Annotated in this window: 10 protein-coding genes; 8 read left to right on the top strand and 2 right to left on the bottom strand. The window is 71.6% G+C overall.

Features of this window, described 5'->3' with window-relative positions:
* Positions 1-151: 151 nt before the first annotated feature.
* Together IEY61_RS20915 and IEY61_RS20920 are read right to left on the bottom strand one after the other, a co-directional pair.
* Positions 152-1,345 carry a macrolide family glycosyltransferase gene (locus tag IEY61_RS20915; protein WP_189046920.1) on the bottom strand — a complete coding sequence of 398 codons (1,194 nt, stop codon included), beginning with the start codon at positions 1,343-1,345 and terminating at the stop codon, positions 152-154.
* A 51-nt stretch (positions 1,346-1,396) separates the two neighbouring features.
* The gene (locus IEY61_RS20920; protein WP_189046922.1) at positions 1,397-2,422 is read right to left on the bottom strand and encodes an aldo/keto reductase; all 1,026 of its coding nucleotides are present in this window, start codon (positions 2,420-2,422) and stop codon (positions 1,397-1,399) included.
* Positions 2,423-2,584: 162 nt separating this feature from the next.
* On the opposite strand from IEY61_RS20920, the gene IEY61_RS20925 reads away from it, so the two are divergent.
* The 8 genes from IEY61_RS20925 (at position 2,585) to IEY61_RS20960 (ending at position 14,433) form a co-directional block, all read left to right on the top strand.
* A complete protein-coding gene (locus IEY61_RS20925; protein WP_189046925.1) occupies positions 2,585-3,715 on the top strand; it encodes a DegT/DnrJ/EryC1/StrS family aminotransferase in 1,131 nt (376 codons plus the stop codon).
* A gap of 37 nt (positions 3,716-3,752) precedes the next feature.
* Positions 3,753-4,931 carry a nucleotide disphospho-sugar-binding domain-containing protein gene (locus tag IEY61_RS20930; RefSeq protein ID WP_189046927.1) on the top strand — a complete coding sequence of 393 codons (1,179 nt, stop codon included), beginning with the start codon at positions 3,753-3,755 and terminating at the stop codon, positions 4,929-4,931.
* Positions 4,928-6,160: a cytochrome P450 gene (locus IEY61_RS20935; RefSeq protein WP_229706239.1), complete on the top strand. Its 1,233-nt coding sequence runs from the start codon at positions 4,928-4,930 to the stop codon at positions 6,158-6,160. Before IEY61_RS20930 ends, IEY61_RS20935 begins: the two co-directional genes overlap by 4 nt.
* A 46-nt stretch (positions 6,161-6,206) precedes the next feature.
* A complete protein-coding gene (locus IEY61_RS20940) occupies positions 6,207-7,448 on the top strand; it encodes an NAD(P)/FAD-dependent oxidoreductase (protein ID WP_189046930.1) in 1,242 nt (413 codons plus the stop codon).
* Positions 7,449-7,518: 70 nt separating this feature from the next.
* Positions 7,519-8,550 carry a ketoacyl-ACP synthase III family protein gene (locus tag IEY61_RS20945; RefSeq protein WP_189046932.1) on the top strand — a complete coding sequence of 344 codons (1,032 nt, stop codon included), beginning with the start codon at positions 7,519-7,521 and terminating at the stop codon, positions 8,548-8,550.
* A 40-nt stretch (positions 8,551-8,590) separates the two neighbouring features.
* On the top strand, positions 8,591-12,391 hold the full coding sequence (locus IEY61_RS20950) for a type I polyketide synthase (RefSeq protein WP_189046934.1): 3,801 nt from the start codon (positions 8,591-8,593) through the stop codon (positions 12,389-12,391).
* Positions 12,392-12,421: 30 nt separating this feature from the next.
* Entirely contained in the window at positions 12,422-13,492 is a 1,071-nt protein-coding gene (locus IEY61_RS20955) for a methyltransferase (protein WP_189046936.1), read from the top strand.
* On the top strand, positions 13,489-14,433 hold the full coding sequence (locus IEY61_RS20960; protein WP_189046938.1) for a formylglycine-generating enzyme family protein: 945 nt from the start codon (positions 13,489-13,491) through the stop codon (positions 14,431-14,433). The genes IEY61_RS20955 and IEY61_RS20960 overlap by 4 nt, the downstream gene beginning before the upstream one ends.

Genomic DNA, 14,433 nt, shown 5'->3' on the forward strand with positions numbered 1-14,433 from the left:
GGCCCCGGCCCGCTGGGGGCCACCGAGCGGTCGGTGGCCGGCGCCGACGCTGCACCCTGTTCCCGGCGGCGCAGCCCTCGGCGCACCCGGTTCGCCGACGGGGGCGCGGGCGTCCGAACCCCGCCAGGCAGCTCGGCCACGCGGGCCGGCGTCACCGGTGCCGGGACAGATACGCCTCGGTCGCGTCGGCGGCGCGTACCGCGCCGCCAGCCTGCCGCACCTGCTCCCGCATCGCCGCCACCCGCCGCGCCAGCGCAGGGTCGCCGGCCACCCGCTCGACAGCGGCGAGCAGCGCCTGCCCGTCGGCCTTCTCCCCGGGCAGAAGCACACCGAGACCGAGTTGGTCGACCCGGCGGGCCATCGGCTGCACGTCGAAGGATTGCGGCACGACGACCAGTGGACGCCCCCAGTGCAGCGCCTCCATCAGGGTGCCCATACCACCGTGCGTCACGCAGACGGTCGCCCGCTCCAGCACCTCCACATGCGGCACCCACGGGTGCGCCTCCACATTCGGTGGCAACTCACCGAGCTGCGCCGGATCGACCTGGTCGCCGAGGGTCATCACCACGTGCCAGGGCTGATCGGCGAACGCGCGGGCACAGTCGCGGAAGAACTCCGGCCGGTCGTTGAAGGTGGTGCCCAGCGACACCAGCACGACCGGTCGGTCGTCGGCGGGCGGCGTCCACCGCCCGAGAAAGCGTCGTTGCCCGAAACAGGGCCCCACGAACTCGAACCGTTCGTCGAAGCTCTCCCCGGCGATCTGGAACGCCTTCGGCACGAACACCAGGTTGAACTGCTCGACGTGCTGCCAGCACGCGACCACCGACCGGGTCAGACCGTGCTCGGCGAGCAGTGCCGCCAGGTTGTCCCGGAACGCCGGGAGGTCCAACGGGTCGATCGTGCCGGCCATCTCGATCATGTCCTGGGAGAAGGAGTAGTGCTCGTTGGAGGCAAAGGCGGCGCTGAGCCGGCCGGCCGGCCGATCCCACCGGGCGGCCAGCAGCTGCCCGGCGATGAACGGGAAGTCGTCGTAGAGGACCAGATCCGGGACGTCGTCGTCGAGCGCGGCAGCGCTGGCCCGCAGCACCGACATGTTCTCCCGCAGATACATCAGATGCGGTCGGACACCGAGGTCGTCGGCACCGAAGACCTCGGCGGCGTCGGCGTCGATGATCTCCGAGGCGTACGGCACCACGGTCGCGCCGGCCGCCGCGACCGGCATGGCGAACCCGCCCGCAGTGACGTAGCTGACCCGGTGTCCACGCCGGACCAGCTCGGTGACCACAGCCAGGGTGGGCAGGACCAGACCGTGGCTGGCCACGTTGACGAACAGCAGATGGGCCACCGGTCGACTCCGTCCGTGGTCGTGTCCCGCACCGGGCGGCACGGGTTCAGGTCAGGACATCCAGGCGTCCGGTGCCGGACCACCGCGCCCCGGCGGCGGGAACAGCTCGTCCAACCGGGCCAGTTCGTCGGCCGCCAGTGGCCGGTCCAGGGCGCGCAGGGCACCGTCGAGGTGCTCCGGCGTACGGGGACCGACCACGGCGGCGGTCACTCCCGGCCGGTGCAGCACCCACGCCATGCCGACCTCGGCCGGGTCCCGCCCGAGGTCGGCGCAGAAGCGCTCGTACGTCTCCAGCGCCGCGCGGTGGCGGGCCAGCCCTTCAGCGGCCCTCCCCTGGGCGGATTTCACCGCCGTGCCCTGCGCCCGCTTGCGCAGCACGCCACTGAGCAGGCCACCGTGCAGCGGTGACCAGACCAGCACGCCGATGCCCTCCGCCGCGGCGGCCGGTAGCACCTCCAACTCGACGTACCGGGTGACCAGGTTGTAGACGCACTGCTCGCTGGCGAGACCGAGCAGCCGGTGTCGGCGAGCGGCCTCCTGCGCGCTGACCAGGTCCCAGCCGGCGAAGTTGGAGGAACCCACGTAGCGGACCTTGCCCTGGCGCACCAGTTGCTCCATGGCCTGCCAGATCTCGTCCCAACCGACCTCCCGGTCGACCTGGTGCATCTGGTAGAGGTCGATGGTGTCGGTCTGCAACCGACGCAGCGACGCCTCGCAGGCGGCGATGACATGCCGGGCGGACAGGCCTCGGTCGTTGGGGCTGTCGCCCATCGGATTGCCCACCTTGGTGGCCAGCACCACCGAGTCGCGGCGGGACGGATCCTTGGCCAGCCAGCGGCCGATCATCTCCTCGGTCCAACCACGGTGGACACGCCAGCCGTAGATGTCCGCGGTGTCGACCAGGTTGACCCCGCGGGTCCACGCATGGTCCAGCAGCCGGTGGGCATCCGCCTCGTCGACCCGCCCGCCGAAGTTGACGGTCCCGATCGCGACCCGGCTCACTCGCAGGCCGGTCCGGCCGAGCCGGACATGTAGCGACGCCACCCGTACCTCCCTGCGCCGGGCCGGATCCGACATCCGACGACCTCCATCACAATATAGATTTATGAAGCATGTGACGTGGGCTGATGCGAGGTCCGCAATCACGAAGAACGGATAGCGTCACTCGACGCCCTTCCACCCTTGACCACCCCTCATCAATCACTTGAGAATCATGTGGCACCTATCGAGGGGGGCGCGATGATCCCGTTGTCCAAGGTCGCCATGTCACCGGACGTCGGCCGACGCGTCTCCGCCGTGCTGCACAGCGGACGTCTGGAGCACGGGCCGACCGTGGCCGAGTACGAGGCGGCAGTCGGCGAACGCATCGGCAACCCCCGCGTCGTGTCGGTCAACTGCGGCACCGCCGGACTGCACCTGGCCCTCAGCCTCGCCGCCCGCCCCGGGCCCGGTGAAGCCGATCGGGCCGATCCGGGTGAGGTGCTGAGCACCCCGCTGACCTTCGAGGGCACCAACTGGCCAGCCCTCGCCAACGGGCTGCGGGTGCGCTGGGTCGATGTCGACCCGGCGACGCTCAACGTCGACCTCGACGATCTGGCGGCCAAGATCTCACCGGCCACCCGGGCCATCGTGGTCGTGCACTGGCTCGGATACCCCGTGGACCTCAACCGGCTCTCCGCCGTGGTGGACCAGGCCGCAGCCAGGTACGGTCACCGGCCCCTGATCATCGAGGACTGCGCGCAGGCGTGGGGGGCCACCTACCGGGGCAACCCGCTCGGCACGCACGGCAACGTCTGCGTGTTCAGCACCGGCGCGATCAAGACCCTCACCACCGGCAGTGGCGGACTGGTGGTGCTACCCGACGACGACCTGCACGAGCGGCTGCGGCTCCGCCGGTGGCTGGGCATCGAGCGAGCCTCGGACCGGATCACCGGCGACTACGACGTGGCCGAATGGGGTTACCGGTTCGTCCTCAACGAGATCGGTGGCGCGATCGGCCTGTCCAACCTGGAGCACGTCGACGAACTGCTGCGCCGGCACCGTGAGAACGCCGCCTACTACGACAAGGAGTTGACCGGTCTCGACGGCGTCGAACACACCGAACGCGCCGACGACCGGGAACCCTCGTTCTGGGTGTACCCCCTGAAGGTGCGCGACCGCCCCGCCTTCATGCGCCGGCTGCACGAGGCCGGCATCGCCAGCAGTGTCATCTCCCGCCGCAACGACGCGCACAGCTGCGTGGCGTCGTCACGAGTCCACCTGCCCGGCCTGGACTCGGTGGCCGACCGAGTGGTCTACATCCCGGTGGGCTGGTGGCTCACCGGGGAGGACCGTTCCCACGTCGTCGAAACGATCAGATCCGGCTGGTGAACCACGCCAGCCGCCACCCGACCCGAAGGGCACCGACATGCGCGTCCTGTTCGTCTCCTCCCCCGGTATCGGTCACCTCTTCCCCCTGGTCCAGCTCGCCTGGGGTTTCCGCACTGCCGGCCACGACGTGGTCATCGCGCTGGCCGAACACACCCAGAAGGCCGCCGCCGCCGGTCTGGAGGTGGTGGATGTGGCCCCGGACTTCAGCGCGGTCAAGGTCTTCGAGCAGGTGGCCAAGGACAACCCGCGGTTCGCCGAGACGGTCGCCACCCGCCCCGCCATCGACCTGGAGGAGTGGGGTGTGCAGATCGCCGCGGTCAACCGGCCGCTGGTGGACCGCACCATCGCCCTCGCCGACGACTTCAAGCCCGACCTGGTCGTCTACGAGCAGGGCGCGACCGTCGGGCTGCTCGCCGCCGCGCGCGCCGGAGTGCCCGCCGTCCAACGCAACCAGAGCGCCTGGCGCACCCGGGGCATGCACGCCTCGATCGCCTCCTTCCTGACCGACCTGATGGAGAAGCACCAGGTCACCCTGCCCAAGCCGAGCGTGACGATCGAGTCGTTCCCGCCGAGCCTGCTGCTGGAGGCCGAGCCGGAGGGCTGGTTCATGCGGTGGGTGCCGTACGGCGGTGGGACTGTCCTCGGCGACCGGCTGCCGGCGCCCCCGACCCGCCCGGAGGTGGCCATCACGATGGGCACCATCGAACTCCAGGCGTTCGGCATCGGCGCGGTGGCGCCCATCATCGCCGCCGCCGCCGAGGTGGACGCCGACTTCGTGCTGGCGCTCGGCGACCTCGACATCACCCCGTTGGGCAAGCTGCCGCCGAACATGCGTGCGGTCGGCTGGACCCCACTGCACACGCTGCTGCGGACCTGCACCGCCGTGGTGCACCACGGCGGTGGCGGCACGGTGATGACCGCGATCGACGCAGGTCTGCCGCAGTTGCTCGCCCCCGACCCCCGCGACCAGTTCCAGCACACCGCCCGGGAGGCGGTCAGCCGACGCGGCATCGGCCTGGTGAGCACCGCCGACAAGGTCGACGCTGACCTGCTGCGGCGGCTGATCGGGGACGAGTCGATGCGCGCGGCGGCGCGTGAGGTCCGGGAGGAGATGCGGGCGCTGCCCACGCCGGCGGAGACGGTACGGCGCCTCGTCGAGCGTGTCGTAACTGAGCCGGCTCACGCCGTCCGCCGGCCCGTCCGGCGGACGGCGTGACCAGTCACCGGAGGGAGAACCTCGGGTTGGCCGATGCCGTGACCCTGTTCGATCCGACCGCCGTCAACGTCCAGCGCGACCCGTATCCGTCGTACCACTGGCTGCTCCGCCACGATCCGGTGCACCGGGGTGCCCACCAGGTCTGGTACGTCTCGCGTTTCGCCGACGTCCGCGCGGTACTCGGCGACGAACGGTTCGCCCGTACCGGCATCCGCCGATTCTGGACCGACCTGGTCGGGCCCGGCCTGCTCAGCCAGATCGTCGGCGACATCATCCTGTTTCAGGACGAGCCGGACCACGGCCGGCTACGCGGGGTGGTCGGCCCGGCCTTCTCCCCGTCGGCGTTGCGCCGCCTGGAGCCGATGATCGAGGCCACCGTCGACGATCTGCTGCGCCCGGCGCGGGCCCTGGGCGCGATGGATGTCGTGGCCGATCTGGCGTATCCGCTGGCACTGCGTGCGGTGCTCGGGCTGCTCGGCCTGCCGGCTGGCGACGCCGACGCGGTCGGCTGCTGGTCGCGTGCGGTGGGCCGGACGCTGGACCGGGGCGCCACCGCCGAGGACATGCGGCGGGGGCACGCGGCCATCGCCGAGTTCACCGACTACGTGGAGCGGGCGCTGGCCGAGCGGCGCGACGACGGTGCGGACCTGCTGGCCCTGATGCTCGCCGCCCGCCGCAGCAGGCTGATGAGCCGCAACGAGATCGTCAGCACCGTGGTCACCTTCATCTTCACCGGTCACGAGACGGTGGCCAGCCAGCTCGGCAACGGCCTGCTCAGCCTGCTGCACCACCCGGATCAGTTGGAGCTGGTGCGCCGACGGCCGCACCTCGTACCACAGGCGGTCGAGGAATGCCTACGCTTCGACCCGGCAGTGCAGTCGAACACCCGGCAGTTGACCGCCGACGTCGAGTTGCACGGCCGGCGGCTACGCCGCGACGACGTCGTGGTGGTCCTCGCCGGCGCGGCCAACCGGGACCCCGGGCGGTACGACCGGCCCGACGAGTTCGACATCCGCCGCGATCCCGTCCCGTCGATGTCCTTCGGGGCGGGCATGCGCTACTGCCTCGGGGCGTACCTGGCCCGTCTTCAGCTGCGCACCGCTCTCGGCGCCATGGCCACGCTGCCGGACCTGCGCCTGGCCACCAGCCCGAACGAACTGGCCTACCAGCCTCGAACGATGTTCCGCGGTCTCACGAGGCTGCCGGTCGCGTTCACGCCGGCCGGCTGAGCCCCGCCCAGGGGTCCGACGTACGCGAGCAGGAGGAGCAGGTGCCATGAGACAACCCGTTGCCGAGTACGACGTCATCGTCGTCGGTGGCGGCCCCGCGGGGGCGTGTACCGCCGGTCTTCTCGCGCTGGAGGGGCACCGGATCCTGTTGCTGGAGCGCGAGAAGTTTCCCCGCTACCACATCGGCGAGTCGCTGATCACCGGCGTCGTCCCGACGCTGACCGCGTTGGGGCTGCTCGACCGCATGGCCGAGCTGCGGTTCCAGGTCAAGTACGGCGGCAGTCTGCTGTGGGGCGAGAACCAGACCGAACCGTGGTCGTTCCGCTTCCGAGAGGTCCGTGGTGGCCGCTACGAGTACGCCTGGCAGGTCCGGCGCGCCGAGTTCGACGCGATGTTGCTGGACCGGGCGCGGGAACTGGGCGTGCACGTCGTCGAGGGGGCGACCGTCCGGGATGCGCTGACCGACGGCGACCGGATCGCAGGCGTGCGCTATCAGCTCAAGGGCGAGTCGGACTCCGTACCGGCGCGGGCGACGATGGTGGTGGACGCCTCGGGCCAGCATCGCTGGTTGGGTCGCCGGCTCGGGCTGGTCGACTGGTACGACGACCTGCGCAACGTGGCCGTGTGGAGCTACTGGCAGGGCGCCCTGCGCTACCCGGGTGAGCACGAGGGTGACCTGCTGACCGAGAGCTGCCGGCAGGGCTGGCTATGGTACCTGCCGCTGAGCCCGCAGCTGACCGGTATCGGCTACGTCACGACCAGCGACCGGCTGGTGGCCTCCGGAATGCCGCCGGAGCAGTTGCTGGAAAAACAGATCGCGGAATCGTCCGAGGTCTCCTGGCTCACCGCGGGCGCGAAGCGGGTGGACATCTATCGCGCCGCGCGCGACTGGTCGTACACCTGCCAGCAGTTCTCCGGCCCGGGCTGGGTGCTGGTCGGCGACGCGGCCGCGTTCATCGACCCGTTGCTCGCCTCCGGGGTGACCCTGGCCATGCGCGGAGCGAGCAGCGTCGCGAAGGCGGTCCACGAGACGCTGACCGCACCGGACAAGGAACGGCACGTCATGAAGGAGTACGAGGACCGGTACCGGGACTTCCTGGGCTCGCTGCTGGAGTTGGTCCGGTTCTTCTACGACGGCGCGCACGGCAAGGAGGAGCTGCACCTGCGAGCCCAGGCCATCGTGGATCCCGACCGCAGCCTGCCTCCCAAGATCTCCTTCGTGTCGCTGCTCTCCGGGCTGGTCCGCGGGGACGAGAGCTTCGGCCCCGGCGTGATCGACGAGCATTGACCCCAACATCAAACGCTATATATTGTTAAAGTGAAGATCCTAAGATCATTCGCCCCGAGGAGTGAACTCGATGCGCACCGCCGGAACGTACATTCGTGGAATCGGGGCCTACCTTCCCAAGACCGTGACCGTCGAACACGCCGTCGCCCAGGGCTGGTATCCCGAGGAGGACATCGAGACCCACAAGCTCGGCGGCGCCGCCGTCGCCGGAGACCTACCCGCGCCGGAGATGGCCCTCCGCGCCGCACAGGACGCCCTGAAAACCAGCGAGCTGAATCGCGGTGACATCGACCTGCTGCTCTACGCCGCCGCCTGGCACCAGGGCCCCGAAGGCTGGATCGCCCACGCGTACCTCCAGCACTACCTGCTCGGCGGCGTGCCCCGGGCGAGCGAGATCCGGCAGGGCTGCAACGGCATGTTCACCATGCTGGAACTGGCCGCGAGCTACCTCAAGGCCGTGCCCGAACGCACCGCCGCGATGCTGGTGGCCGCCGACAACTACGGGACCCCGCTATTGGACCGCTGGCGGACCAACCTCGGGTTCATCCTCGGCGACGCCGCCTCGGCGGTGGTGCTGAGCACCGAGAGCGGCTTCGCCGAACTGCTGTCGGTCTGCTCGATCACCGTGCCGGAGGCCGAGGAGGTCCACCGCGGCGGCGAGCCGATGTTCCCGCCCGGCGCGACCCTCGGCAAGGATCTCGACTTCGGCGCGCGGCTCTTCTACCACATCACCGAGCAGACGCCTGTGCTCGCCGTGCTGGGCGAGGCCCAGGAGACCATGACGACCGTGGCCGAGCAGGCGCTCTCCGAAGCCGGCATCGACACCACCGATCTGACCCGCGTCTCCTTCATGAACTACTCCCGCGAGGTGGTGGAGCAGCGCTGTATGGCACCACTCGGCCTCGGCATGGAGAAGTCCACCTTCGATTTCGGCCGCATGATCGGCCACTGCGGCGCCAGCGACCACCTCCTCGCCCTGCACCACCTGCTGCGTACCGGCGAGCTGACGGCCGGTGACCACGTGCTCTGGCTCGCGATGGGCCCCGGCGTCGAGTTCACCGCAGCCGTGCTGCGCATCCTGCACACGCCCGACGGCCTGTGACCGGCCCGGAAGCCGCCACCCGACCCACGGAGGTACGACGATGACCCGGGATGACCCTGCCGGCCGCCCCTTCCAGGTGGCCGTCGTCGGTGTCGGCTGCCGGCTGCCCGGCGACGTCGACAGCCCCGACGCCCTCTGGGAACTACTGCTCAAGGGCGGCCAGACCAGCGGAGAGATCCCCACCCAGCGGTGGCGGGCGTACCGCGAGCGAGGCCCGGAGTACGAGGCGGTCCTGCGGGGGACGGTCACCGCCGGCAGCTACCTCGACGACATCGCCGGCTTCGACGCCGAGTTCTTCGGCCTGACCCCCCGCGAGGCCGCCGAGATGGATCCGCAGCAGCGGATCCTGCTGGAGGTCGGCTGGGAAGCCCTGGAACACGCCGGCCTGCCACCGACCGGGCTGGCCGGCAGCGACACCGGCGTCTTCGTCGGAGTCAGCACCACCGACTACGGCGACCGGCTGCTGGAGGACCTGCCCACCGTCGAGGCGTGGACCGGCATCGGCGCGGCCACCTGCGCACTGGCCAACCGCATCTCGTACGCCCTGGACCTGCGCGGACCGAGTGTCGCCGTCGACACCGCCTGTTCGGCGTCGCTGGTCGCGGTCCACCTGGCCTGCCAGAGCCTGCTGCTCGGCGAGAGCACCGTCGCCCTGGCCGGCGGCGTCAACCTGGTGCTCGCGCCCGGACAGAACGTGTCGCTGAACGCCGCCGGCACGCTCGCGCCCGACGGGGTCAGCAAGTCCTTCGACCGCGACGCCGACGGCTACGGCCGAGGTGAGGGCTGCGGTGTCCTGGTGCTCAAGCGACTCGACGACGCGGTCCGGGACGGCGACCGGGTGCTGGCCGTGATCATCGGCAGCGCGGTCAACCAGGACGGACGCACCGACGGAATCATGGCGCCCTCCGGGGAGGCCCAGCAACACGTCGTACGCCGTGCCTGCGCCCGCGCCGGCGTCACACCCGACAGCGTCGACTACGTGGAGGCACACGGCACCGGCACCCGACTGGGCGACCCGGTCGAGGCCGGCGCGCTCTCCGCGGTCTACGGCACCGGCCGGCCGCCGGAACGACCCTGCCTGATCGGGTCCATCAAGTCGAACATCGGCCACCTGGAGGGCGCGGCCGGCGTCGCCGGACTGATGAAGGCGATCCTCGCGCTGCACCGGGGCCAGATTCCCGGCACCCCGCTGCGCGGCCGGTCGATTCCCGCGGTCGATGGCGACGGCACGGGGTTGCGACTGGTCACCAGCCCGCTGCCCTGGCCCCGTCGGGACGGGCCTCGCCGGGCCGCCGTCTCCGGCTTCGGATACGGCGGCACCATCGCCCACGTACTCCTGGAACAAGCCCCGCCCCTGCCGTCGACCGACACTGCGGACGACGACGAAGGTCAGCCCATGGTGCCGCTGTCCGCCCGCTCCGCCGCCGCCCTTCGCGCACAGGCCGGCCGGCTCGCCGACCGGCTCGCCGCCGACGACCGGACGAGCCTGGCCGACATCCGGCACACCCTGGCACACCGACGCGCCCACCTGAGCCACCGCGCCGTGGTCACCGGTACCGACCGCGGCGACCTGACCGCCGCGCTGCGCCAACTCGCCGACGACCAGACGGACGCCGGCACCGTGTCCGGGGTCGCACCGGGCGGCCGCTCCGCGCGCCCGGTGTGGGTGTTCTCCGGGCACGGCTCGCACTGGGCCGGAATGGGCCACGACCTGCTCAGTCACGAACCGGCGTTCGCCGCCGCGATCGACGAGATCGAACCGGTGGTCGCCGAGGAGGCGGGCTTCTCGCTCCGCACCGCCCTCGGCGCTGCGGAACTGGGCGGCGTCGACCGGATCCAGATCCTGACCTTCGCCATGCACCTCGGTCTCGCCGCCCTGTGGCGGGCGTACGGGATGCGACCGGCGGCGGTCATCGGCCACTCGGTCGGCGAGGTGGCCGCCGCCGTCACCGCCGGAGTGCTGAGCCCGGTCGACGGTGCCCGACTGATCTGCCGCCGCTCCGCCCTGCTGCGCCGCGCCGCCGGGCGAGGCGCGATGGCCATGGTGACCCTGCCCTTCGCCGACGTCGCCGAACGGCTGGCCGGCCGGGCCAACCTGGTCGCGGCCATCGCCTCCGCCCCCGCCGCCACGGTGGTCTCCGGCGACATCGGCGCAGTGGACGAGATCATCGAGCAGTGGCCGGCCGACCGGATCGCCGTTCGCCGGGTGCAGTCCGATGTGGCCTTCCACAGCCCGCACATGGACCCGCTCGTCGACGAGTTGCGCGCCGCGGTGCTCGACCTGGCCCGGGCACCGGCCGTGGTGCCGATGTACTCGACGGTGCTCGACGACCCACGCGCGACGCCCAGGTGCGACGGTGACTACTGGGCGGCCAACCTGCGTCGCCCGGTACGCCTGGTCCAGGCGGTCGAGGCCGCCCTGGCCGACGGACATCGTGCCTTCCTTGAGATCTCCGCGCACCCGGTGGTCGCCCACTCGCTGCGGGAGACCGCCGACCACGCCGACATCGCCGACGTGTACATCGGCACCACCTTGCGGCGGCACGCCCCCGGCCACCGCACCATGGCGGCGGCAGTCGCCGGGGCGTACTGCCACGGGGTCGAGGTCGACTGGACGCGCCGCTACCCGCGGGGCCGGCTCGTCGACCTGCCCCACTACGCCTGGCAGCACCGCCAGCACTGGCGTGAGCCCGAGCCACCGGGCACCGCGGGTGGGCACGACATCGGGTCGCACACGCTGCTCGGCACCCCCACCAGTGTGGCCGGCAGCGAGCTACGCCTCTGGCACACCGTGCTCACCGACGCCACCCGCCCGTACCCGGGCAGCCATCAGGTGCAGGGCGCGGAACTCGTGCCGGCGGCGGTGTTCGTCGCCACGTTCCTCGCCGCCGCCGACCGCGAAGGTGCTCCCGTGGCGTTGCGGGAGCTGTCGATGCGAGTCCCGCTCGCCACCCACCTGCGCCAGGAGATCCAGGTGGTCGACGACGAAGGCCAACTGCGGCTCGCCTCCCGACCGGCCAACGGCGACCCGGCACCGTGGCTGACCCATGCCACCGCCCTGGCCGTGCCGGCGACCGGCCCGGTCGACGGCACCGTGGCCACACCGCCGGCCGGCGGTGTGGTCGCCGACGTCGGTCTGGTCGGAGCCCACCTGACTGCCGTGGGGGTGCCGGCCACCGCGTTCCCCTGGATGGTGGACCGTCTGATCATCGCCGAAGGCGGCCTGCGGGCGCGGGTCCGCTTCCCGGAGTCGGCCGGCGGCTGGGCGGCGATCGTCGACGCGGCCGTCTCCATCGCACCGGTCGTCTTCCCCGGTCCGCCCCGACTGCGCCTGGTCGACGGCGCCGAGTGGGTCGAGATGGCCGGCGCACCGCCGACGGTCGCGGTGATCGACGTGATTCGCGACGCCGCCCGAGAGGACACCGCCTCGGTCCTGGTCAGCGCGCCCGACGGCACGATCGTCGCGCAGCTCGCCGGCTTGCGGTACCCGGTGGTGCCGGACGCTCCGGACGTACCGGCCGACCAGTCCGGAGCGGCCGGCGGGTCGCCGTCCACGATGGACCCGGACGAATTGCGCGAACGCCTGATCGACGAGGTGCGCGCCGCGATCGCCGCGGAGATGAAACTCCCCGTCGAGTCACTGGACCCGCGTCTGCCCCTCGTGCAGCAGGGCATGGACTCGGTGATGACCGTCATCGTACGGCGGCGGCTGGAGAAGACGTACCGCCAGGTGCTGCCGGCCTCGCTGTTCTGGCAGCAACCGACCATCGTGGCGATCGCGGCCGAACTGACCGAGTTGATCGCCGCCCCGCCGCAGCCGGCCGGGGCGGCCGCCCGCTGACCCACCGGACGCGCCCCACCGGAGGACCGCATGGCACCGACCACGAGCAATCCCCAGCCCGGGCTGCGGCACCGGATGCAACACCTGGTCTACGGGTTCTTCACCGCCCAGACGCTGCACGTCGCCGCCCGGCTGCGGATACCGGACCTGCTCGCCGACGGCAAGGCCGACGTCGCCGCGCTGGCCGAGGCCACCGACACACACGCACCGTCGCTGCGACGGCTACTGCGGGCGCTGGTGTTCCTGGAGGTGCTGGAGGAGCCGGAGCACGGCATCTTCGTCCTCACCGAACAGGGCGAGTTGTTGCGGTCGGACGCCATCGGGTCGATGCGGGAACTGGTGCTGCTGCTCTCCGGGCCGGAGAGCTGGGCCGCCTGGGGGCAGCTCGAACACAGCGTCCGCACCGGCGAGGTGGCCTGGGAGCATGCGCACGGGCAGAGCTGTTTCGCCTACCTCGCCGCGAACCCCCGGCGGCAGGCGGCGTTCAACGCGGCCATGGCGGAGGGATCCCGGGCGTTCGTGCCGACGTTGTTGTGCACGTACGACTTCTCCGACCTGGAAACCGTGGTGGACGTCGGCGGTGGCAGTGGGGATCTGCTCGCCGGGGTCCTCGCCGCGCACCCGCGGCTGCGGGGGACGGTCTTCGACACCCCCGACGGCGTGGCCGACGCCGCGCGCACGCTCGCCGCGCAGGGCGTGGCCGACCGGTGCGAGGTCCGGGCCGGGGACTTCCTCCGGTCGGTGCCGTCGGGCGCGGACGCCTACCTGCTCAAGAGCGTCCTGCACGACTGGGACGACGACCAGTGTGTGGCGGTGCTGCGTACCGTCCACCGAGCGACCCGGCCGGACAGCCGGATCCTGCTCGTGGAGTCCGCCATGCCACCGACCGTCAGCACCAGCCCGAGCATCGCTCAGGTGGTCATGAACGACCTGAACATGATGGTGTGCCACGGCGGGCGGGAACGCACCGTGGCCGAGTTCCGGGAGCTGTTGCGCGCGGCGGGTTTCCAGCTGGAGTCCGTCGCGCCCTGCCCGGCACCGAGCGTGATGTGTGTGCTGGAGGCGACGCCGGTGCCGGTGACGAACGGAACGCAGCCATGACCAGCGTCGGTGACCTGCACACCACCGGGCCCACCGCCCCGCCGGCCCACGCCACGATGGTCCGCATTCCCGGTGGCACCTTCCTCCAGGGTTCGCCGGAGCGGACGTTGGACTGGCTGGAGGCCGAGGGGCAGGCCTTCCCCCGGGACTGGTTCACCGACGAGACGCCGCAGCGACCGGTGACCCTGCGCGACTACCTCATCGACCGGTACCCGGTGACCGTCGCCGAGTTCGCCGACTTCGTCGCCCGCACCGGGTACGTGACCTCGGCCGAGCGAGCCGGCGGCAGCATGGTCTACAGCGACTACTGGGAAATCCGCGAGGGCGCGTGTTGGCACCGTCCTGCCGGCTACGGCAGTGGCATCCGCAACTGCGGCGAGCACCCGGTCGTGCACATCTCGTACCCCGACGCCGAGGCCTACGCGACGTGGGCGGGCAGGCGGCTACCGACCGAGTCGGAGTGGGAACGGGCGGCGACCGGGCGGGCGTACCGGCTCTGGCCCTGGGGCGACACCTGGGACCCGACCCGGGCCAACACCGCCGAGTGGACCGGCGGCAGCCTCCGCGGGCTCGACGAGTGGCGGCAGTGGTGGTCGGGGATCCACAACGCTCAGGGGCCGGTGCCGCAGACCACACCGGTCGGCGCGTTCTCACCGCACGGCGACAGCCCCGACGGCTGCGCCGACATGACGGGCAACGTGTACGAGTGGACCTCCACCACCGCCCACCTGTACGCGCCCGAGACCCGCTGTGACCCCACCATCCACCTGGTGATGGGCCGGTTCCGGGCGATCCGGGGCGGCTCCTGGATGAACTTCCGCTACCAGGTCCGGTGCGCGGAGCGGCTCTACGGAGATCCCACCGGCTGGTCCAACTTCGCCCTCGGCTTCCGCTGCGCCGACGACCCACCCGAGTCCGGCGCCGAACACCACGGGAGGTAG

Origin of the sequence: Micromonospora sonchi, assembly GCF_014646235.1 — a bacterium.
In the GTDB taxonomy this organism is placed as follows: domain Bacteria; phylum Actinomycetota; class Actinomycetes; order Mycobacteriales; family Micromonosporaceae; genus Micromonospora; species Micromonospora sonchi.